Origin of the sequence: Mammaliicoccus sp. J-M41, assembly GCF_022385935.1 — a bacterium.
Classification (GTDB): domain Bacteria; phylum Bacillota; class Bacilli; order Staphylococcales; family Staphylococcaceae; genus Mammaliicoccus; species Mammaliicoccus sciuri_A.
On the sequence record NZ_JAJNIR010000012.1, the window covers coordinates 18533 to 39947 of the forward strand.

A 21415-nucleotide genomic window follows, 5' to 3' on the forward strand; every position below is an offset into this window, starting at 1 on the left:
AATGTTAAATCCGTTATCCTTAGCTTACATGGGTGATTCGATATTAGATACGTATGTCAGAAAACATATTATCCTTAAAATAAAAGGGAAACCTAATCGATTACATCAATTGTCTAAACAATATGTTTCTGCAAAGGGACAAGCTTATGCACTTAATATTTTGATAGAGAATGAATTTTTTACAGAAGAAGAATTAGAAATTATTCAACGAGGTCGTAATGCAAAAAGTTATACGAAAGCGAAGAATACAGATATTCAAACGTATAGAAAAAGTTCAGCGATTGAAGCGGTCATCGGTTATTTATTCTTAATAGATGAAACAGAACGCTTAGAAGAACTCGTTAATAAAATGATTGAAATAACAGAAGAAAGGGTGGGAGCCAATGGATGAATCGATTATAGTTGGTAGGCATGCAGTCAAAGAAGCGATAACTTCAGGTCATACGATTAATAAAATATTAATTCAAGAAGGTATCAACAAGAAACAAATTGGTGAAATTTTAAAAATTGCAAAATCTGAAAAAATAGTCGTCCAAACTGTACCTAAATCAAAAATTGACTATTTAACAGATGTTCCACATCAAGGTATCGCGGCTCAAATTGCGCCATATCCATATAAAGAATTAGAAGATTTCATTTCAGAAACTAAAGATATTGACCATGTACCGTGCTTATTGATGTTAGATGGTTTAGAAGATCCGCATAATTTAGGTTCTATTATGAGAACAGCTGATGCAATAGGTATTGATGGCATTATTATTCCGAAGAGAAGATCCGTGCAGTTAAATGCAACAGTAGCAAAAGCTTCAACAGGTGCCATTCAACATGTTCCAGTTATTCGCGTGACGAATTTACCGCAAACAATTGAAAGACTTCAAGAAGTAGGATATTGGGTCGCAGGTACAGATGCAAAGAATGCGACTGATTATAGACAAATGGATGCTGGAATGCCACTTGTTATCGTTATAGGCAGTGAAGGCGAAGGTATGAGTCGATTAGTGAAAGATAAGTGTGATTTTTATATTAAATTACCAATGGTTGGACACGTTAATAGCTTAAATGCTTCTGTTGCAGCGAGTCTGCTTATGTATGAAGTTTATAGAAAAAGGCATCCAATAGGACAATCATAATGAAAGATATCTATTTAATTATTGATGGCTATAACTTAATAGGACAATCAAACGAATTGTCTTCCATTGCTCAAGTTTCTTTAGAAGAAGCGAGAGATAAATTGTTAATCACACTTATCAATTATAATACCCAGCATGATGGTGAAATGATTGTTGTTTTTGATGCATATGGTGTAGAAGGTACTGAATCAGTAGAATTTAAGCACGGTGTGAAAGTTGTTTATACGAAAGGGAAAGAAACAGCAGATAGTTATATCGAAAGACTAACGTATGAATTATATCGAAAGCATATTACGCATATTACAGTAGTCACAAGTGATATGAGTGAACAACATGCTATTTTTGGTTCAGGTGCGTATAGAATCTCATCTAGAGAAATGTGGTCAACAATTGCAAATCAAGAATCTGTTGTAACAAAGCATCTATCAGAAATTAAAACTAAGACGCCTAGAAATAGATTGAACTTGCCAGATGAAGTATTACAGCAATTTGAAAAATGGAGAAGAAATAATCGATAAATATGATTTTTTGGAGTTTGATTTATAAGGAACGCGCTCTGTAAAATATGCTCAAAACAATAACAAGGGATGAGCATGATGAATGACATGAATACAGACAAGCAGTTGTTAAAATGGATTGCTGACATTCAGCGTGGTGACAAAGAAGCGTTTAATCAACTATTAAATGTTTTCGAAAGTGACATTCAGAAGCGGGTAAGCACATTGAGACTACCTTATAATGATAAAGAGGACATCGCACAAATTATAAGATATAAGTTGTATAAGCAAGCACTCACATTTGATTGTGACAAGCAAGAGTCCTTTATACATTGTGTGAATGTCATTATTAAAAATGCTAAAATTGATTATATAAGAAAAGTTAAAAGTACTAAGTATCAAATATTAAAAGATTCATTGAGTATTGATGAAACAAAAAGTGATTCGGTTAATTTAATAGGGTGTCTAAGAGATGGTCATGGTCAGGATTTTGAAAATGAAATGTTAACAGAATGTTCGCTATCCTATTTGATGGATTCTAATAAACTATCACCTATAGAAACGGACATTCTAAAATTAACAGCACAAGGAAAAACAAAAAAAGAAATATCAAATGAACTAGATGTACCAGTAAAACATATATACAACGCACAATACAGATTAAAAAAGAAACTGAACAAGGCTGAAATTACTTCAGCTTTGTTTGACAATTAGGTGTTTTGTTTTGTATATTAATCTAGGATTAGAATGAATTAGGTGATAAGATGAGAAAAGTCCCTTTAAATTGCGAGAAATGCGGAGCTAGAAATTATACAGTCCCTAAAAAAGATACAGATCAACGATTAGAGCTAAAAAAGTTTTGTAAAACTTGTAATACGCATACATTGCATAAAGAATCCATCTAAAAGGAGGAAAATCAATGGCTAAAAAAGAAAACTTCTTTCAAGGCGTAAAATCAGAAATGCAGAAAACAAGTTGGCCAACTGGCAAAGAACTTGTTAAATATACAACAATAGTAGTGTGTACAGTAATCTTTTTCTTAATCTTTTTCTATGCATTAGATTTAGGAATTACAGAATTAATTAATTTGATTAGATAGTAAGGAGTGGCAAAATGTCAGAAGAGATAGGCGCTAAACGATGGTATGCAGTGCACACTTATTCAGGTTATGAAAATAAAGTCAAAACAAACCTAGAAAAGCGTGTTGAGACAATGAACATGCAAGAACAAATTTTTAGAGTTGTGATTCCTGAAGAGGAAGAAACATCTATTAAAGATGGTAAAGCGAAGACACAAATCAAGAAGACTTTCCCTGGATACGTATTAGTTGAGTTAATTATGACTGATGAATCATGGTATGTCGTAAGAAATACACCTGGCGTTACAGGTTTCGTTGGTTCTGCTGGTGCAGGATCTAAACCAAATCCATTATTACCTGAGGAAGCGAAATTCATCCTTAAACAAATGGGCATGGTAGAAAAAACTGTCGACGTAGAAGTTGAATTAGGTGAACAAGTACGCGTAACAAGCGGACCATTTAGTAACCAAGTTGGTGAAATCAAAGAAATCGATGTTGAGAAGTATAAATTAACAGTACTTGTTGACATGTTCGGTAGAGAAACACCAGTCGAAGTTGAATTCGATCAAATTGAAAAGTTGTAAAAAAACACTTGAAATTTCATAATTTCAATGTTATTATTTAAAGGTCGCGCTCGGACTATGCGCAACCATTTCGTCACGAAATGAAGAGTGGGAGGGTAAAATATCATTACCCCATGACCACATCACGATATCAAGGAGGTGCACATCGTGGCTAAAAAAGTAGTTAAAGTTGTTAAATTGCAAATTCCTGCAGGTAAAGCAAACCCAGCACCACCAGTTGGTCCTGCATTAGGTCAAGCCGGTGTGAATATTATGGGATTCTGTAAAGAATTCAACGCTCGTACACAAGAGCAAGCAGGTTTAATCATTCCAGTTGAAATTACAGTATTTGAAGATCGTTCATTTACTTTCATCACTAAGACACCACCTGCAGCAGTATTACTTAAAAAAGCAGCTAAAGTAGAAAAAGGTTCTGGTGAACCTAACAAAACTAAAGTTGCTACAGTAACTCAAGACCAAGTACGTGAAATTGCTAACACTAAAATGCCTGACTTAAACGCGGCATCTGAAGAAGCAGCTATGCGTATCGTTGAAGGTACTGCACGCAGCATGGGTATTGTCGTAGAATAATTGAGTTTTAAAGTTTAAGCAGGCGGCTATTTCGCTGTCTGCTATTGCATTGTCTTTATGGATAATGCACGTGGGAGGTAACATTCCGCTAAAACCACTAAAGGAGGAAAACAAAATGGCTAAAAAAGGTAAAAAGTATCAAGAAGCAGTTGCTAAAATCGATCGTACTGCAACATACGCTGTTGAAGAAGCGATTAAATTAGCAAAAGAAACAAGTACTGTTAACTTTGATGCATCTGTAGAAGTTGCATTTCGTTTAGGCATTGATACACGTAAGAATGACCAACAAATCCGTGGTGCTGTAGTATTACCACACGGTACTGGTAAAACACAACGTGTATTAGTATTCGCCAAAGGCGATAAAATCAAAGAAGCAGAAGAAGCTGGAGCAGATTATGTAGGTGAAGAATATATTAACAAAATCAACCAAGGTTGGTTCGACTTTGATGTAATCGTTGCAACACCTGACATGATGGGTGAAGTTGGTAAACTTGGTCGTGTATTAGGACCTAAAGGTTTAATGCCAAACCCTAAAACTGGTACAGTAACAATGGATATCAAAAAAGCAGTAGAAGAAATTAAAGCAGGTAAAGTAGAATACCGTGCTGAAAAATCTGGTATTGTTCATGCATCTATTGGTAAAGTATCATTTGACGAGCAACAATTAGTTGATAACTTCAAAACAATTCAAGATACATTAACTAAAGCTAAACCAGCATCATCTAAAGGTACTTATTTCAAATCTGTTGCTGTTACAACAACAATGGGTCCTGGTATCAAAGTTGATACTTCAAGCTTTAAATTATAATATAAAAATATTGACTTCAACTCCAAAACGCGTTATAGTTTTGGATGTGTAATATTTAACCTAAGACAGTAGGAGTTCATTTTTGAACTTAAAAAGCGATCCTACCGAGGCTTAAATTGACTTGAACGTATAAAATTCAAGCACTTTTTGCCGTGGGTAAAAAGTGCTTTTTTGTTGAGAAACCTCATCATAAAAGCACGGACAATTAATATGGAGGTGTAGAGATGTCTAATTCAAAAATCGTTGAAGCTAAACAACAAAAAGTTGATTTAATTACTGAACAACTTAAAAATTCTGTTTCAACAATTATTGTTGACTACCGTGGTTTAACAGTTGCGCAAGTTACTGAATTACGTAAACAATTACGTGAAGCAGGTATCGAATATAAAGTTTACAAAAACACTTTAGTTCGTCGTGCTGCTGAAGCTGCTGGTATCGAAGGTTTAGAAGAAACATTAACTGGTCCTAACGCAATTGCTTTTTCAAACGAAGAAGTTGTTGAACCAGCTAAAATTCTTGCTGACTTCGCTAAAGAAAACGTAGCGTTAGAAATCAAAGCAGGTGTTATCGAAGGACAAGTTGTATCTGCAGAAGAAGTTAACACTATCGGTTCATTACCATCAAAAGACGGTCTTGTATCAATGTTACTATCTGTATTACAAGCTCCAGTTCGTAACTTTGCTTATGCAGTTAAAGCTGTTGGAGAACAAAAAGAAGAAAGTGCTGAATAATTCAGCAACAAATAAAACTATTTAATGGAGGATATATATCATGTCTAATGAAAAAATTATTGAAGCAATTAAAGAAATGTCAGTATTAGAATTAAATGACTTAGTAAAAGCTATCGAAGAAGAATTTGGTGTAACAGCAGCAGCTCCTGTAGCAGCAGCTGGCGCAGCTGGTGGAGACGCAGCAGCTGAAAAAACTGAATTCGACGTTGAATTAACTTCAGCTGGGGATTCAAAAATTAAAGTTGTTAAAGCGGTTAAAGAAGCAACTGGCTTAGGCTTAAAAGAAGCTAAAGAAGTCGTAGACAACGCTCCTAAAGTTGTTAAAGAAGGTTTATCTAAAGAAGACGCTGAAGCTTTAAAAGAAAAATTAGAAGAAGTTGGCGCATCTGTAGAATTAAAATAATCTCTGTATTAAATCAAAAAACCCGTTATTATCATGATAACGGGTTTTTATTTACTCATTTAATCAATAAAGAGGTGGCGTAATGAGTCATTATTTTGATAACGATCCAAACGTGAAGTCGGAACGAGAAAGTTTCGATTATTTTTATCGCGATAACAAACTCTCTCTTCAGACAGATCATGGTGTTTTCTCAAAAGGGAAAATAGACTTTGGGTCTGATTTACTCGTAACAACGTTCTTAAATGCAAATCCCCCTGGTCCTAAAAAGAAAATATTGGATGTGGGCTGTGGTTATGGTCCAATAGGTTTAATGTGTGCGAAAGTACTTCCGCATAGTGAAGTGACTATGGTAGATGTGAACGAACGCGCATTGGATTTGGCAAAAGATAATCAACGATCTAACAACATTCAAAATGCTCAGTTGAAAGTAAGTAACTGTTTAGATGATGTATTAGATTTAGAATTTGATTTTGTATTAACAAACCCTCCAATTAGAGCAGGGAAAGAAATTGTTCATAAAATTCTTGAGCAAAGCATCGAAGTATTATCGAGTGGTGGACAGCTTCTAGTTGTTATTCAGAAGAAGCAAGGTATGCCTTCTGCAAAGAAAAAAATGCAAGATATTTTTGGTAATGCAGAAATAATCGAAAAAAGCAAGGGTTATTACATTTTAAAAAGTGTAAAAGCTTGATTTTGGTGTTTTGTTCTGATATAGTAATAGAATGTTAAAAATTATATTCAATAAGTGTGTACTTTTGCGTCGCCCTTAATTGAATGTTAGGAATAAGTCGTACGAAATAGAAAATGGAATCATTGACTTTCCGTTTTCTTTTTGTCTTATTATATTTATTTTGTAAGGCGCAAAGTTATATTCACAATATTTGAGGGGTGAATCTGTTGACAGGTCAACTTATCCAGTATGGAAGACATCGTGTTCGTAGAAGTTATGCGAGAATTTCCGAGATTTTAGAACTACCTAACTTAATAGAGATTCAAACGAAATCATATGAATGGTTTCTAAAAGAAGGTTTACTAGAAATGTTCCGCGACATTTCTCCAATTGATGATTTTACAGGTAACCTTTCTTTAGAGTTCGTAGATTACCGTCTAGGTGAACCAAAGTATGATTTAGAAGAATCTAAAAACCGTGATGCAACATATGCAGCACCATTACGCGTTAAAGTCCGTTTAATTAACAAAGAAACAGGCGAAGTGAAAGATCAAGAAGTATTCATGGGTGATTTCCCATTAATGACTGACACTGGTACTTTTGTAATTAACGGTGCAGAACGTGTTATTGTATCTCAACTTGTACGTTCACCATCCGTTTACTTCAACGAAAAAGTTGATAAAAACGGTAAAGTGAGTTTTGGAACTACTGTAATTCCTAACCGTGGTGCATGGTTAGAATATGAAACAGATGCTAAAGATGTTCCTTACGTAAGAATAGACAGAACACGTAAATTACCAATTACAGTATTAATCCGTGCTTTAGGATTCTCATCAGATCAAGAAATCATTGATTTACTTGGTGATAATGAGTATTTAAGAAATGCATTAGACAAAGATAATACTGAAACAACAGACCAAGCATTGCTTGAAATTTATGAGCGTTTACGTCCGGGAGAACCACCAACAGTAGAGAACGCTAAAAGTCTATTATATTCACGTTTCTTTGACCCAAAACGTTATGATTTAGCGGCAGTAGGTCGTTACAAAATGAATAAAAAATTACATCTTAAACATCGTTTATTCAACCAAACTTTAGCTGAGCCTATCGTTGACGTTGAAACAGGTGAAATTGCGGCTGAAGAAGGTACTGTTTTAGACCGTCGTAATTTAGATAAAATCATCGATGTTTTAGAATCAAACGCTAATATTCATGTTTATGAACTTAATAGTGGTGTCTTAGATGAGCCAGTAGAAGTTCAAACAGTTAAAATTTATATTCCTGGTGATGAAGAAAAACGTACGACAACAGTGATTGGTAATGCATTCCCTGATGAAGCAGTGAAATGTATTACACCAGCAGATATTATTTCTTCACTATCATATTTCTTCAACTTGTTACATGGTGTAGGTTACACAGATGACATCGACCATTTAGGTAATCGTCGTCTACGTTCAGTAGGAGAATTACTACAGAACCAATTCAGAATTGGTTTATCACGTATGGAACGTGTTGTACGTGAACGTATGTCAATTCAAGACACTGATTCAATCACACCTCAACAATTAATTAATATTCGTCCAGTAATTGCATCTATTAAAGAATTCTTTGGTAGCTCTCAATTATCTCAATTCATGGACCAAGCAAACCCATTAGCAGAGTTGACGCATAAACGTCGTCTATCAGCATTAGGACCGGGTGGTTTAACTCGTGAGCGTGCTGGTATGGAAGTACGTGACGTTCACTACTCTCACTATGGTCGTATGTGTCCAATTGAAACGCCTGAGGGACCAAACATTGGTTTAATCAACTCATTATCAAGTTATGCAAGAGTTAATGAATTTGGTTTCATTGAAACACCTTATCGTAAGGTAAACATCGAAACAAACCAAGTTACTGACAGAATTGACTACTTAACAGCTGACGAAGAAGACAGCTATGTAGTTGCGCAAGCAAACTCTGTACTTGATGAAACAGGTAAATTCGTAGATGACGAAGTACTTTGTCGTTTCCGTGGGGACAACACTACGAAACCTAAAGAACGTATGGACTACATGGATGTATCTCCTAAACAAGTTGTTTCTGCAGCGACAGCATGTATTCCGTTCTTAGAAAACGATGACTCTAACCGTGCGCTTATGGGTGCGAACATGCAACGTCAAGCGGTACCTTTAATGAACCCAGAAGCACCATTTGTTGGTACTGGTATGGAACACGTAACTGCACGTGATTCAGGTGCAGCAGTAGTTGCTAAGTATAAAGGTAGAGTTGAGCACGTAGAAGCAAAAGAAATCCTTGTTAGACGTATTGTTGAAGAGAATGGAAAAGAGATCGAAACAGAATTAGATCGTTACCCATTATCTAAATTCAAACGTAGTAACTCAGGTACTTGTTACAACCAACGTCCAATCATTGCCAGCGGAGATATTGTTTCTAAAGGTGAAATTTTAGCTGATGGTCCTTCAATGGAACTTGGTGAAATGGCACTTGGACGTAACGTAGTCGTTGGTTTCATGACTTGGGACGGTTATAACTATGAGGATGCTGTAATCATGAGTGAACGTCTTGTTAAAGATGATGTTTATACTTCAATTCACGTTGAAGAATATGAATCAGAAGCTCGTGACACTAAATTAGGACCTGAAGAAATCACACGTGATATTCCTAACGTTTCTGACAATGCGCTTAAGAACTTAGATGATCGTGGTATCGTTTATGTTGGTGCTGAAGTTAAAGACGGAGATATCCTAGTTGGTAAAGTAACGCCTAAAGGTGTAACTGAATTAACAGCTGAAGAAAGATTATTACATGCAATCTTTGGTGAAAAAGCTCGTGAAGTTCGTGATACATCATTACGTGTACCTCACGGTGCAGGTGGTATTGTATTAGATGTTAAAGTATTTAACAGAGAAGAAGGCGATGATTCATTATCTCCAGGTGTAAACCAATTAGTACGTGTATACATCGTTCAAAAACGTAAAATACATGTCGGAGATAAAATGTGTGGTCGTCACGGTAACAAAGGTGTTATCTCACGTATCTTACCTGAAGAAGATATGCCTTACTTACCAGATGGAACACCAATTGACATCATGTTAAACCCATTAGGTGTACCTTCTCGTATGAATATCGGACAAGTATTAGAACTTCATCTTGGAATGGCAGCTAAGAATTTAGGTATTCATGTTGCTTCACCAGTATTTGATGGTGCAAACGATGATGATGTTTGGTCAACTATTGAAGAAGCAGGTATGGCTCGTGATGGTAAAACTGTACTATACGATGGTCGTACTGGTGAACCGTTTGATAACCGTGTATCTGTAGGTGTAATGTACATGCTTAAACTTGCACACATGGTAGACGATAAATTACATGCGCGTTCTACTGGACCATACTCACTTGTTACACAACAACCACTTGGCGGTAAAGCTCAATTTGGTGGACAACGTTTCGGTGAGATGGAAGTATGGGCACTTGAAGCTTACGGTGCAGCTTATACTTTACAAGAGATTTTAACTTATAAATCTGATGACACAGTAGGTCGTGTTAAAACTTACGAATCTATCGTAAAAGGAGAAAACATCCCTAAACCAGGTGTTCCTGAATCATTCCGCGTATTAATGAAAGAGTTACAAAGTTTAGGTCTAGACGTTAAAGTTATGGACGAACACGATAACGAAATCGAAATGCGTGATTTAGAAGATGAAGATATGATGGACAAGAAAGTTGATTTAGGTGTTTCACAAGATGCATCAATAGAAGGGCAACAAGTAACTGACTAAAAGTTAATAAAGCGCATTTGATTAACCATTTGCGCTTTACATTTGTTATACATTATCAATCAACCGGCACAACTAATTTAAATTGAAGGAGGTAGGCTCCTTGATTGATGTAAATAATTTCCATTACATGAAAATAGGACTTGCTTCACCTGAAAAGATCCGTTCTTGGTCATTTGGTGAAGTGAAAAAACCAGAAACAATTAACTACCGTACGTTAAAACCTGAAAGAGATGGTTTATTCTGTGAGAAAATTTTTGGTCCAACTAAGGACTGGGAATGTAGTTGTGGTAAATATAAAAGAGTACGCTATAAAGGCATGGTCTGTGACCGCTGTGGTGTAGAGGTTACTAAATCAAAAGTGCGTCGTGAAAGAATGGGGCACATTGAATTAGCAGCTCCAGTTTCACACATTTGGTACTTCAAAGGTATCCCAAGTCGTATGGGACTTTTACTTGATATGTCACCACGTTCACTTGAAGAAGTTATATACTTTGCTTCTTACACTGTAATTGATCCAGGTCCAACTGGATTAGAGAAGAAACAATTATTAACTGAAGGTGAATTCCGTGAGTATTATGATAAATATCCAGGTAAATTCACAGCAAAAATGGGTGCAGAAGCAATCCGTGACTTATTAAGCGATATTGACTTAGATAAAGAATTAAAAGAATTACGTGAAGAATTAGAATCAGCAACAGGACAAAGATTGACAAGAGCAATTAAACGTCTAGAAGTTGTTGAATCATTCCGTCACTCAGGTAATGACCCATCTTGGATGATCTTAGATGTATTACCAATTATTCCACCTGAAATTCGTCCAATGGTTCAATTAGATGGTGGACGTTTCGCAACAAGTGATTTAAATGATTTATACCGTCGTGTTATCAACCGTAATAATCGTTTGAAACGTTTATTAGACTTAGGTGCACCTGGTATTATCGTTCAAAATGAAAAACGTATGTTACAAGAAGCTGTAGATGCTTTAATTGATAATGGTCGTCGTGGTCGTCCAGTTACTGGACCAGGTAACCGTCCATTAAAATCATTGTCACATATGTTAAAAGGTAAACAAGGTCGTTTCCGTCAAAACTTACTTGGTAAACGTGTTGACTATTCAGGTCGTTCAGTTATCGTAGTTGGACCAAACCTTAAAATGTATCAATGTGGTCTACCGAAAGAAATGGCGTTAGAATTGTTCAAACCTTTCATTATGAAAGAACTGGTTGAACGTGAAATTGCTACAAACATTAAGAATGCAAAGGGTAAAATAGAAAGAATGGAAGAAGAAGTTTGGGATGTACTAGAAGATGTTATTAAAGAACATCCAGTACTATTAAACCGTGCACCAACACTTCACCGTTTAGGTATTCAAGCATTTGAACCTACATTAGTTGAAGGTCGTGCAATCAGACTTCATCCACTTGTAACAACTGCTTATAACGCTGACTTTGATGGTGACCAAATGGCTGTCCATGTTCCATTATCAAAAGAAGCACAAGCAGAAGCACGTATGTTAATGCTTGCAGCTCAAAACATCTTGAACCCTAAAGATGGTAAACCAGTCGTAACACCTTCTCAAGATATGGTATTAGGTAACTATTACTTAACACTTGAACGTAAAGGCGCTACTGGAGCTGGTGAAATCTTTAGTGAAACAGAAGAAGTTATTAAAGCGTATGTAAATGGTTATGTTCATTTACATTCACGTATAGCTGTTCATGCAAGATCATTAAAGAACCCAACATTCACTGAAGAACAAAACAATAAATTACTTATCACATCTGTTGGTAAGATTATTTTCAATGAAATTATGCCGGATTCATTCCCGTATATTAATGAACCAACGAATTTCAATTTAGAAAAATCAACACCTGATAAATACTTTGTATCACCTACTGATATTCCAGAAGGTGGATTAATCGAGTACTTACAAGATGTTGAACTTGTTAAACCATTTAACAAGAAATTCTTAGGTCAAATCATTGCGGAAATCTTTAATAAATTCCACATTACAGATACATCTGTAATGCTTGATAAGATGAAAGACTTAGGATTTAAATATTCATCTAGAGCTGGTATTACAGTTGGGGTTTCTGACATTGTGGTACTTCCTGATAAACAAGAAATTATTGGAGAAGCAGAAATCAAAGTAGATAAAGTACAGAAACAATTTAGCCGTGGTTTAATTACTGAAAGCGAACGTTATGCTGCTGTAATTGAAATTTGGACAAAAGCTAAAGATGATATTCAAGCAAAATTAATGATGTCATTAGACAGCTTAAACCCAATCTTCATGATGAGTGACTCTGGTGCCCGTGGTAACGCATCAAACTTCACTCAATTAGCTGGTATGCGTGGTTTGATGGCTAACCCATCTGGTCGAATTATCGAGTTACCTATTAAATCTTCATTCCGTGAAGGTTTAACAGTACTTGAATACTTCATCTCTACTCACGGTGCGCGTAAAGGTCTTGCCGATACAGCACTGAAAACTGCCGATTCAGGTTACTTAACACGTCGTCTAGTTGACGTAGCACAAGATGTTATCGTTAGAGAAGAAGACTGTGGAACTGACCGTGGATTACTTGTTTCAGATATTAGAGAAGGATCAGAGTTAATCGAACCATTCATTGAACGTATTGAAGGTCGTTACTCTAAAGAAACATTACGTCATCCTGAAACAGATGAAGTAATTATTAAAGTTAATGAATTAATAACTGCTGATATTGCTAAACAAATAGTTGATGCAGGTATTACTGAAATGCATATTCGCTCTGCATTTACATGTAATACTCGTCACGGTGTATGTGAAAAATGTTATGGTAAGAACTTAGCAACTGGTGAACAAGTTGAAGTTGGTGAAGCAGTTGGTACAATTGCTGCACAATCAATCGGTGAACCAGGTACTCAGCTTACAATGCGTACATTCCATACAGGTGGTGTGGCAGGTGCCGATATCACTCAAGGTTTACCTCGTATTCAAGAGCTATTTGAAGCACGTAACCCTAAAGGACAAGCTGTTATTTCTGAAATTAATGGTGAAGTAACTGAAATTACGATCGTTAAAGATCGTCAACAAGAAATTAAAGTTAAAGGCGAAAATGAAATCCGTACTTATAACGCACCAGGTACTGCTCGACTTAAAGTTGAAGAAGGTCAATACGTAGAACGTGGTGAAGTTATGACTGAAGGTTCAATTGAACCTAAAGGATTACTAGCTGTTGCAGGCTTAAATGCTACTCAAAGTTACTTACTTAAAGAAGTACAAAAAGTTTACCGTATGCAAGGTGTTGAAATTTCAGATAAACACGTTGAAGTTATGGTTAGACAAATGCTTCGTAAAGTAAGAATTATTGAAGCAGGAGATACTAAATTATTACCAGGTGCATTAGTTGATATTCATATATTCACTGATGCAAACAGAGAAGTATTTGCGACGCGTAAACGTCCAGCAACTGCTAAACCTGTATTACTTGGTATTACGAAAGCATCTCTTGAGACTGAAAGTTTCTTATCAGCTGCTTCATTCCAAGAAACAACAAGAGTACTTACAGATGCTGCTATTAAAGGTAAACGTGATGACTTACTTGGACTTAAAGAAAATGTTATCATCGGTAAATTGATCCCTGCCGGAACAGGTATGAGAAGATATACTGGTGTTGACTTTGAAAAAGTTGAAAAAGAAGTAGTACCTGAAGAACAAGTTGTGACTGACTAATATATATGGGCTGTTCTAGGTTCCTAGAACAGCTTGTATTTTATTATAAAAACACCTTGAAAATGATTGACTTTATAACTGTGCAATGTTATTATTGTTAAGGTTGATGAAAGCAGACGCTTTGGAGGATATGAAATGTCTAATGAAAAAGCCTTAAGCTTAAATCAAGACAGTTATGTCATTGGTTTAAAACAGACCACTAAAGCATTATTGAAGCATGATGTACGTCAAGTAATCATTGCTCAAGATGTCAATATTCATATTTTGTCGAAAGTGTTATCGATAGCATTTGAGACAGGCGTTCCGATAAGTTATAGTCCTAGTCGACAAGAACTTGGATCACGCTATGGAATAGAAGTTAATGCGACAGTTGTTGCATTGCTTAAATAAATGTGTAAGCTGTGCTTACTATTTTTATTTGACTTAAAATGAACCACCTGGATGTGTGGAATTAAGAAATGAAGAGAGGAGGACATTAAAGATGCCTACTATTAACCAATTAGTACGTAAACCTCGTACTAGTAAATCACAAAAATCAACTGCACCAGCATTAAACAGAGGTTACAATAGCATGAAGAAAAAAATGACTACTGTATACTCTCCTCAAAAACGTGGTGTATGTACTCGTGTAGGAACTATGACGCCTAAAAAACCTAACTCAGCTTTACGTAAATATGCTCGTGTTCGTTTATCAAACAACATCGAAGTAAACGCGTATATCCCTGGTATTGGCCACAACTTACAAGAACACAGTGTTGTACTTATTCGTGGTGGACGTGTAAAAGACTTACCTGGTGTGCGTTACCATATCGTACGTGGTGCTTTAGACACTTCTGGTGTTGACGGTCGTATGCAAAGCCGTTCACTTTATGGTGCTAAAAAACCTAAAGCTGCTAAAAAATAATTTGACATTAAATTTCTGTAAATAACAGTTTTTTAAATGACGATAAAACAATTAAACTTTATAATGAGGAAGGAGGATTACGATTATGCCTCGTAAAGGTCCAGTTGCAAAAAGAGATGTTTTACCAGATCCAATTCACAACTCTAAATTAGTAACAAAATTAATCAACAAAATCATGCTTGATGGTAAACGTGGTACTGCTCAAAGAATTCTTTATTCTGCATTCGAACTTGTTCAAGAACGTTCAGGTAAAGATGCTATGGAAGTATTCGATGAAGCTATCAACAACATCATGCCTGTACTTGAAGTTAAAGCTCGCCGTGTAGGTGGTTCAAACTATCAAGTACCTGTAGAAGTACGTCCAGAACGTCGTACTACTTTAGGTTTACGTTGGTTAGTTAACTACGCGCGTCTTCGTGGTGAAAAAACTATGGAAGAGCGTTTAGCTAATGAAATCTTAGATGCTGCCAATAACACTGGTGGTGCTGTTAAGAAACGTGAAGACACTCACAAAATGGCAGAAGCTAACAAAGCGTTTGCTCATTACCGTTGGTAAGATAGAACTTAGAACCCTAAGCGTTAAAATTATAAAGAGGCTTATTTATAGGTCATCTATAGTTTTTTAAACACTTAGGGTATCAAAGTATCTATATAAACAACAACCAAATATCCAATGTTTTGGAAGGAGTAAGAATACTATGGCAAGAGATTTTTCTTTGAAAAACACTCGTAATATCGGTATCATGGCTCACATCGATGCTGGTAAAACTACTACTACTGAACGTATTCTTTATTACACAGGCCGTATCCATAAAATTGGTGAAACACATGAAGGTGCTTCACAAATGGACTGGATGGATCAAGAGCAAGAGCGTGGTATTACAATCACTTCTGCTGCGACTACTGCACAATGGGATGGTCACCGTGTAAACATCATCGATACACCAGGACACGTAGACTTCACAGTTGAAGTTGAACGTTCATTACGTGTACTTGATGGTGCTGTAACTGTTCTTGATGCGCAATCAGGTGTTGAACCTCAAACTGAAACAGTTTGGCGTCAAGCTACAACTTACGGAGTACCTCGTATTGTATTCATTAATAAAATGGACAAAATGGGTGCTAACTTTGAATATTCAGTTGGTACACTACATGAGCGTTTACAAGCAAATGCTCACCCAATTCAGTTACCAATTGGTGCGGAAGACGATTTCAACGCTATTATTGATTTAGTAGAAATGAAATGTTTCCAATACACTAATGACTTAGGTACTGAAATTGACGAAATTGAGATCCCAGAATCTCACAAACAACAAGCTGAAGAAGCTCGTGAAGCTTTAATTGAAGCTGTTGCTGAATCAAATGACGATTTAATGGAAAAATACTTAGGTGGAGAAGAAATCACAATTGATGAGCTTAAAGCGGCTATCCGTCAAGCTACTTGTGACGTTGAATTCTACCCAGTATTATGTGGTACAGCATTCAAAAACAAAGGTGTTCAATTAATGTTGAACGCTGTTATTGACTACTTACCATCACCATTAGATGTTAAACCTATTATCGGACATAGAGTTGATAACGAAGATGAAGAAGTAATTGCTAGACCTGATGACTCAGCGCCTTTCGCTGCATTAGCGTTTAAAGTAATGACTGACCCATTCGTAGGTAAATTAACATTCTTCCGTGTTTATTCAGGTACAATGGAATCTGGTTCATACGTAAGAAACTCTACTAAAGGTAAACGTGAACGTGTAGGTCGTATCCTACAAATGCACGCTAACTCTCGTGAAGAGATTTCTACTGTATATTCTGGTGACATTGCAGGTGCTGTTGGTCTTAAAGATACTGGTACTGGTGATACTTTATGTGATGAAAAAGATAACATTATCTTAGAATCAATGGAATTCCCAGAACCTGTTATTCACTTATCTGTTGAGCCTAAATCTAAAGCTGACCAAGATAAAATGACTAACGCATTAGTTAAATTACAAGAAGAAGATCCAACATTCCATGCACACACTGACCATGAAACTGGACAAGTTATCATCGGTGGTATGGGTGAATTACATCTTGATATCTTAGTAGACCGTATGAAACGTGAATTCAAAGTAGAATGTACTGTTGGTGCTCCAATGGTATCTTACCGTGAAACGTTCAAAGAATCTGCACAAGTTCAAGGTAAATTCTCTCGTCAATCAGGTGGACGTGGACAATATGGTGATGTTCATATTGAATTCACACCTAACGAACAAGGTGGCGGCTTCGAATTCGAAAACGCTATCGTCGGTGGTGTAGTTCCTCGTGAATACATTCCATCAGTTGAAGCTGGTCTTAAAGACGCTATGGAAAACGGTGTATTAGCTGGATATCCATTAGTTGACGTTAAAGCTAAACTATATGATGGTTCATATCATGATGTCGATTCATCTGAAATGGCCTTCAAAGTTGCTGCGTCATTAGCACTTAAAGAAGCAGCTAAAAAATGTAACCCTGTAATCTTAGAGCCAATGATGAAAGTTGAAATCGTTATGCCTGAAGAGTACATGGGAGACATCATGGGTGACGTAACAAGTCGTCGTGGACGTGTTGAAGGTATGGAAGCACGCGGTAACGCTCAAGTTGTTCGTGCATTTGTTCCACTTTCAGAAATGTTCGGTTACGCTACAAACTTACGTTCTAACACTCAAGGTCGTGGTACTTATACTATGGTATTTGACCACTACGAAGAAGTTCCTAAATCAATTTCTGAAGAAATTATCAAGAAAAACAAAGGTGAATAATACATTCGCTTTAATAAATTGATTTTTTCCTCAAAATGATTTATAAATTAACTATAGGTTATCCTCATGATGGTGAGTAACCATCATGAGGATTAAATAAAAAATAATTTTTAATATGAATAGGAGAGATTTTATAATGGCTAAAGAAAAATTTGATCGCTCAAAAACACATGCCAATATTGGTACTATCGGTCACGTTGACCATGGTAAAACTACTTTAACAGCTGCTATCGCAACTGTATTAGCAAAACGTTCTGGTGACGGAGAAGCTCGTTCTTACGCCCAAATCGATAACGCTCCAGAAGAAAAAGAACGTGGTATTACAATCAATACTTCACACATCGAATATGAAACTGAAAAACGTCACTATGCGCACGTTGACTGCCCAGGACACGCTGACTATGTTAAAAACATGATCACTGGTGCTGCTCAAATGGACGGCGGTATCTTAGTAGTATCTGCTGCTGACGGTCCAATGCCTCAAACTCGTGAGCACATTCTTTTATCACGTAACGTAGGTGTTCCTGCATTAGTAGTATTCTTAAACAAAGTTGACATGGTTGACGATGAAGAATTATTAGAATTAGTTGAAATGGAAGTTCGTGACTTATTATCTGAATATGACTTCCCAGGCGACGACGTTCCTGTAATTGCTGGTTCAGCATTAAAAGCATTAGAAGGCGACGAAGCTTACGAAGATAAAATCCTGGAATTAATGGAAGCTGTTGATACATTCATTCCAACTCCAGAACGTGACTCTGACAAACCATTCATGATGCCAGTTGAGGACGTATTCTCAATCACTGGTCGTGGTACTGTTGCTACTGGCCGTGTTGAACGTGGTCAAATCACTGTTGGTGAAGAAGTTGAAATCATCGGTTTAACTGAAGAATCTTCTAAAACAACTGTAACTGGTGTTGAAATGTTCCGTAAATTATTAGACTTCGCTGAAGCTGGAGATAACATCGGTGCATTATTACGTGGTGTTGCTCGTGAAGACGTTAACCGTGGTCAAGTATTAGCTAAACCAGGTTCAATCACACCTCACACTAAATTCAAAGCTGAAGTTTATGTATTATCTAAAGACGAAGGTGGACGTCATACTCCATTCTTCACAAACTACCGCCCACAATTCTATTTCCGTACTACTGACGTAACTGGTGTAGTTAACTTACCAGAAGGTATTGAAATGGTTATGCCTGGCGACAACGTTGAAATGGACGTTGAATTAATTTCACCAATCGCTATTGAAGACGGTACTCGTTTCTCAATCCGTGAAGGTGGACGTACAGTTGGATCAGGCGTTGTTACAATCATCGAAGCTTAATTCGATATTGAATAAACTTGATTAAACAAAATAAAAGCCGAGACATTAAGTTGTCTCGGTTTTTTTAATTGCTTATTTTTCTAATTTATCACTATGTTCAATAATAGATAAGAATAATTTGACGCTATTTTGTAGTGATTGTTCATCTAAATCGAATTTTGGATGGTGATGCGGATAAGTCGCTTTAAGTGCTTCGTTACCTACACCAGTAAAGAAATATGTTCCTGGAACGTGTTGTAAGAAATAACCAACATCTTCGCCACCTAAAGAAGGAGGGAAATCGAAAGCTTCTTCAACTGAATCAATTTCGGAAGCAAGTTTTTTAGCCCATTCTGTTTCTTTCTCATGATTTACTACTGGTGGATAGCCATCGTGATATTTCAAATGACATTTAACACCATAACTTGATTCGATACCGTTTAATATACCGTTCAAACGTTCTTTAATTTGATCTTTAACGTATGGTAAATACGTTCTAATAGTGCCTGATAATTGAACCTTATCCGCGATAACATTGAATGCATTACCACCTTTAAATGTACCGAACGTTACGACAGCCGATTCTAATGGATCTACTGTTCTTGAAACGATACTTTGTGCTTGGACAATCAATGAAGATGCAGCAACGATTGGATCTTTAGCTAGTTGAGGCATAGCACCATGTCCGCCTAGTCCTTGTATATCAATTTCAAATGAATCAGCTGCAGCATATGCTGGTCCAGAACAAAATCCAACTTTATTCGCGTCAATATGACTTGCTGTATGTGTTCCGAAGACATAATCCACACCATCGAGTGCACCAGCTTCTACCATCGCTTTAGCGCCACCAGGAAGTGACTCTTCAGCATGTTGATGGATTAACACGACATTCCCATGAATATCTTGCTCGTGCTTTTTAAGAATTTTTGCAGTGATGAGTAAACTTGCTGTATGGGCATCATGACCACAAGCATGCATCACACCGTCTACTTTAGATTTATAAGGTACATCTTTCTCGTCTTGAATTGGCAATGCATCAAAATCAGCTCTTAATGCAATCGTTGGTCCTTCATGTCCACCTTTAATATAACCTAATAAGCCATTACCACCGACATCTCTTTTAACTTCAATTCCAAGGTTTTCAAGATAATCAGCTATGTATTTCTTTGTATTTTCTTCTTGAAAAGAAAGTTCGGGATGCTGATGTAAATGTCTTCTAATTTCTATTAATTCATCCATGTATTGATTAACTTCAGTCGTTAATGTCATGAATATCATTCCTTTCCATAAACTTAAATGTTGTGAGTAAGAAGATGCGTACAGCGTTTATTAAGCCTTGCTCATCAATATCAAACTTTGGATGGTGATGAGGGAAATCGGCTTTGAAATGCTCGTTTCTCGTGCCTGTATAGAAAAATGCACCGGGAACACGCTGTTGATAATAAGAAAAATCTTCTCCACCTAGACTTGCTTCTAATTCTACGAGTTCTTCAACGCTATCAATTTCTTTAGTCGCTTCTAATATAAGATCAGTTTCACGCTCCGTGTTTATGACAGGAGGATACCCTTTACTATATTTTAAGTCATAAGTAACGTCGGTAGAAGTCGCAATGCCTTCTAATACTTTCTTAAATCCTTCTATGACACTATTTTGTGTATCTGAGTCGAAAGTTCTAATCGTTCCACCAATTTTGCATGTATCTGGTATGACATTATTCGTTTCTCCAGCATTAAACATTGTAATAGATAGAACGGCAGGAGAGAGTGCACTTGTTTTACGTGAAACAATGTATTGTAAATCGTTACACAATTGTATACCTGCAGCGAGTGGATCAATCAATTGATCTGGATGAGCAGCATGTCCACCTCTACCTTTCAAAGTAATCCAAAAATCATCTGGTATACCTGTTGTAGTACCGTATTTATAGCCAATTTTACCAACATCTAAATGACTAGATACATGTTGCCCGATAATCGCATCAACGCCTGTTAAACACCCGTCAGCAATCATTTGAATAGCACCACCAGGATCGACTTCTTCAGCATGTTGGTGAATAAAGACGACGCGACCATTAATTTCATCTTTATGTTCAGATAAAATTTTCGCAGTCATTAACAATACAGCCGTATGGGCATCGTGACCACAAGCGTGCATGACACCATCAACAGTTGATTTGTAAGGTACTTCTTTTTCATCTTGGATAGGTAATGCATCAAAATCAGCTCTAATCGCTAATGTAGGACCTTCTTTATCCTTGTTTAATGTACCTACAACACCACGTCCTCCGACGCCTTCACGAACGTCAATGCCTAATTCTCTTAAGTAATGTGCAATATAAGCAGGTGTCTTCACTTCTTCAAAAGATAATTCTGGATTCATATGTAAATATCTTCTGATTTCAATCATTTCATCATAATAGTCTTCAACTTTTTGTAATAAAATATTTTTCATTC

21 protein-coding genes and 1 other annotated feature are annotated in these 21415 nt (G+C 36.4%); of the genes, 19 read left to right on the plus strand and 2 right to left on the minus strand.

The features are described 5' to 3' along the window. The first annotated feature begins 1 nt into the window (after position 1). The 19 genes from LQ686_RS06460 to tuf all read left to right on the plus strand — a co-directional run bounded on the left by LQ686_RS06460 (position 2) and on the right by tuf (position 18982). Positions 2 to 391, plus strand: coding sequence for a Mini-ribonuclease 3 (locus LQ686_RS06460; RefSeq protein ID WP_162841903.1), 390 nt, complete (start codon positions 2 to 4; stop codon positions 389 to 391). After that, on the plus strand, positions 384 to 1130 hold the full coding sequence (gene rlmB / locus LQ686_RS06465) for a 23S rRNA (guanosine(2251)-2'-O)-methyltransferase RlmB (protein ID WP_025904853.1): 747 nt from the start codon (positions 384 to 386) through the stop codon (positions 1128 to 1130). Before LQ686_RS06460 ends, rlmB begins: the two co-directional genes overlap by 8 nt. Further along, the gene (locus LQ686_RS06470; protein ID WP_025904854.1) at positions 1130 to 1648 is read left to right on the plus strand and encodes an NYN domain-containing protein; all 519 of its coding nucleotides are present in this window, start codon (positions 1130 to 1132) and stop codon (positions 1646 to 1648) included. Before rlmB ends, LQ686_RS06470 begins: the two co-directional genes overlap by 1 nt. A 78-nt stretch (positions 1649 to 1726) precedes the next feature. Continuing rightward, a complete protein-coding gene (locus tag LQ686_RS06475; RefSeq protein ID WP_107565224.1) occupies positions 1727 to 2341 on the plus strand; it encodes a sigma-70 family RNA polymerase sigma factor in 615 nt (204 codons plus the stop codon). Positions 2342 to 2391: 50 nt separating this feature from the next. After that, positions 2392 to 2532: a 50S ribosomal protein L33 gene (rpmG, locus tag LQ686_RS06480; protein WP_075577615.1), complete on the plus strand. Its 141-nt coding sequence runs from the start codon at positions 2392 to 2394 to the stop codon at positions 2530 to 2532. A gap of 14 nt (positions 2533 to 2546) precedes the next feature. Then, entirely contained in the window at positions 2547 to 2726 is a 180-nt protein-coding gene (secE, locus tag LQ686_RS06485; RefSeq protein WP_025904856.1) for a preprotein translocase subunit SecE, read from the plus strand. 14 nt (positions 2727 to 2740) lie between these two features. Continuing rightward, complete coding sequence (gene nusG, locus LQ686_RS06490; protein ID WP_107565225.1) at positions 2741 to 3289, plus strand: transcription termination/antitermination protein NusG; 549 nt, start codon at positions 2741 to 2743, stop codon at positions 3287 to 3289. Between the two features lie 147 nt (positions 3290 to 3436). Further along, complete coding sequence (rplK, locus tag LQ686_RS06495; RefSeq protein WP_025904858.1) at positions 3437 to 3859, plus strand: 50S ribosomal protein L11; 423 nt, start codon at positions 3437 to 3439, stop codon at positions 3857 to 3859. Between the two features lie 115 nt (positions 3860 to 3974). Further along, complete coding sequence (gene rplA, locus LQ686_RS06500; RefSeq protein ID WP_037589918.1) at positions 3975 to 4667, plus strand: 50S ribosomal protein L1; 693 nt, start codon at positions 3975 to 3977, stop codon at positions 4665 to 4667. Between the two features lie 41 nt (positions 4668 to 4708). Beyond that, positions 4709 to 4849 (plus strand) — a sequence feature (ribosomal protein L10 leader region). 42 nt (positions 4850 to 4891) lie between these two features. Next, a complete protein-coding gene (rplJ, locus tag LQ686_RS06505) occupies positions 4892 to 5398 on the plus strand; it encodes a 50S ribosomal protein L10 (protein WP_107565226.1) in 507 nt (168 codons plus the stop codon). A 40-nt stretch (positions 5399 to 5438) separates the two neighbouring features. Continuing rightward, positions 5439 to 5801 carry a 50S ribosomal protein L7/L12 gene (rplL, locus tag LQ686_RS06510; RefSeq protein ID WP_267919501.1) on the plus strand — a complete coding sequence of 121 codons (363 nt, stop codon included), beginning with the start codon at positions 5439 to 5441 and terminating at the stop codon, positions 5799 to 5801. Between the two features lie 82 nt (positions 5802 to 5883). Next, positions 5884 to 6492, plus strand: coding sequence for a class I SAM-dependent methyltransferase (locus LQ686_RS06515; protein ID WP_037589919.1), 609 nt, complete (start codon positions 5884 to 5886; stop codon positions 6490 to 6492). A gap of 206 nt (positions 6493 to 6698) precedes the next feature. Then, entirely contained in the window at positions 6699 to 10253 is a 3555-nt protein-coding gene (gene rpoB, locus LQ686_RS06520; RefSeq protein ID WP_037589920.1) for a DNA-directed RNA polymerase subunit beta, read from the plus strand. Positions 10254 to 10353: 100 nt separating this feature from the next. After that, positions 10354 to 13971: a DNA-directed RNA polymerase subunit beta' gene (rpoC, locus tag LQ686_RS06525; RefSeq protein ID WP_107572785.1), complete on the plus strand. Its 3618-nt coding sequence runs from the start codon at positions 10354 to 10356 to the stop codon at positions 13969 to 13971. Positions 13972 to 14106: 135 nt separating this feature from the next. Next, positions 14107 to 14361, plus strand: coding sequence for a ribosomal L7Ae/L30e/S12e/Gadd45 family protein (locus tag LQ686_RS06530; protein ID WP_025904865.1), 255 nt, complete (start codon positions 14107 to 14109; stop codon positions 14359 to 14361). Between the two features lie 91 nt (positions 14362 to 14452). Continuing rightward, complete coding sequence (gene rpsL / locus LQ686_RS06535) at positions 14453 to 14875, plus strand: 30S ribosomal protein S12 (protein WP_025904866.1); 423 nt, start codon at positions 14453 to 14455, stop codon at positions 14873 to 14875. Between the two features lie 85 nt (positions 14876 to 14960). Further along, positions 14961 to 15431, plus strand: coding sequence for a 30S ribosomal protein S7 (rpsG, locus tag LQ686_RS06540; protein ID WP_025904867.1), 471 nt, complete (start codon positions 14961 to 14963; stop codon positions 15429 to 15431). Between the two features lie 142 nt (positions 15432 to 15573). After that, positions 15574 to 17655, plus strand: a complete 2082-nt coding sequence (fusA, locus tag LQ686_RS06545; protein WP_107565229.1) for an elongation factor G — start codon at positions 15574 to 15576, stop codon at positions 17653 to 17655. Positions 17656 to 17791: 136 nt separating this feature from the next. Continuing rightward, entirely contained in the window at positions 17792 to 18982 is a 1191-nt protein-coding gene (gene tuf, locus LQ686_RS06550) for an elongation factor Tu (protein ID WP_107565230.1), read from the plus strand. 72 nt (positions 18983 to 19054) lie between these two features. Here tuf and LQ686_RS06555 read toward each other — a convergent pair whose 3' ends face one another. Both LQ686_RS06555 and LQ686_RS06560 read right to left on the minus strand, forming a co-directional pair. Beyond that, entirely contained in the window at positions 19055 to 20230 is a 1176-nt protein-coding gene (locus tag LQ686_RS06555) for a M20 metallopeptidase family protein (RefSeq protein WP_107565231.1), read from the minus strand. Beyond that, entirely contained in the window at positions 20214 to 21413 is a 1200-nt protein-coding gene (locus LQ686_RS06560; RefSeq protein ID WP_025904871.1) for an amidohydrolase, read from the minus strand. Before LQ686_RS06560 ends, LQ686_RS06555 begins: the two co-directional genes overlap by 17 nt. Between the last annotated feature and the right edge of the window lie 2 nt (positions 21414 to 21415).

Excerpts from the sequence above, each read along its gene's own strand:
- LQ686_RS06460 (WP_162841903.1), top strand. The coding sequence starts at position 2 with ATGTTAAATCCGTTATCCTTAGCTTACATGGGTGATTCGATATTAGAT.
- rlmB (WP_025904853.1), top strand. The coding sequence starts at position 384 with ATGGATGAATCGATTATAGTTGGTAGGCATGCAGTCAAAGAAGCGATA.
- LQ686_RS06470 (WP_025904854.1), top strand. The coding sequence starts at position 1,130 with ATGAAAGATATCTATTTAATTATTGATGGCTATAACTTAATAGGACAA.
- LQ686_RS06475 (WP_107565224.1), top strand. The coding sequence starts at position 1,727 with ATGAATGACATGAATACAGACAAGCAGTTGTTAAAATGGATTGCTGAC.
- rpmG (WP_075577615.1), top strand. The coding sequence starts at position 2,392 with ATGAGAAAAGTCCCTTTAAATTGCGAGAAATGCGGAGCTAGAAATTAT.
- secE (WP_025904856.1), top strand. The coding sequence starts at position 2,547 with ATGGCTAAAAAAGAAAACTTCTTTCAAGGCGTAAAATCAGAAATGCAG.
- nusG (WP_107565225.1), top strand. The coding sequence starts at position 2,741 with ATGTCAGAAGAGATAGGCGCTAAACGATGGTATGCAGTGCACACTTAT.
- rplA (WP_037589918.1), top strand. The coding sequence starts at position 3,975 with ATGGCTAAAAAAGGTAAAAAGTATCAAGAAGCAGTTGCTAAAATCGAT.
- rplJ (WP_107565226.1), top strand. The coding sequence starts at position 4,892 with ATGTCTAATTCAAAAATCGTTGAAGCTAAACAACAAAAAGTTGATTTA.
- rplL (WP_267919501.1), top strand. The coding sequence starts at position 5,439 with ATGTCTAATGAAAAAATTATTGAAGCAATTAAAGAAATGTCAGTATTA.
- LQ686_RS06515 (WP_037589919.1), top strand. The coding sequence starts at position 5,884 with ATGAGTCATTATTTTGATAACGATCCAAACGTGAAGTCGGAACGAGAA.
- LQ686_RS06530 (WP_025904865.1), top strand. The coding sequence starts at position 14,107 with ATGTCTAATGAAAAAGCCTTAAGCTTAAATCAAGACAGTTATGTCATT.
- rpsL (WP_025904866.1), top strand. The coding sequence starts at position 14,453 with ATGCCTACTATTAACCAATTAGTACGTAAACCTCGTACTAGTAAATCA.
- rpsG (WP_025904867.1), top strand. The coding sequence starts at position 14,961 with ATGCCTCGTAAAGGTCCAGTTGCAAAAAGAGATGTTTTACCAGATCCA.
- fusA (WP_107565229.1), top strand. The coding sequence starts at position 15,574 with ATGGCAAGAGATTTTTCTTTGAAAAACACTCGTAATATCGGTATCATG.
- tuf (WP_107565230.1), top strand. The coding sequence starts at position 17,792 with ATGGCTAAAGAAAAATTTGATCGCTCAAAAACACATGCCAATATTGGT.
- LQ686_RS06555 (WP_107565231.1), bottom strand. The coding sequence starts at position 20,230 with ATGACATTAACGACTGAAGTTAATCAATACATGGATGAATTAATAGAA.
- LQ686_RS06560 (WP_025904871.1), bottom strand. The coding sequence starts at position 21,413 with ATGAAAAATATTTTATTACAAAAAGTTGAAGACTATTATGATGAAATG.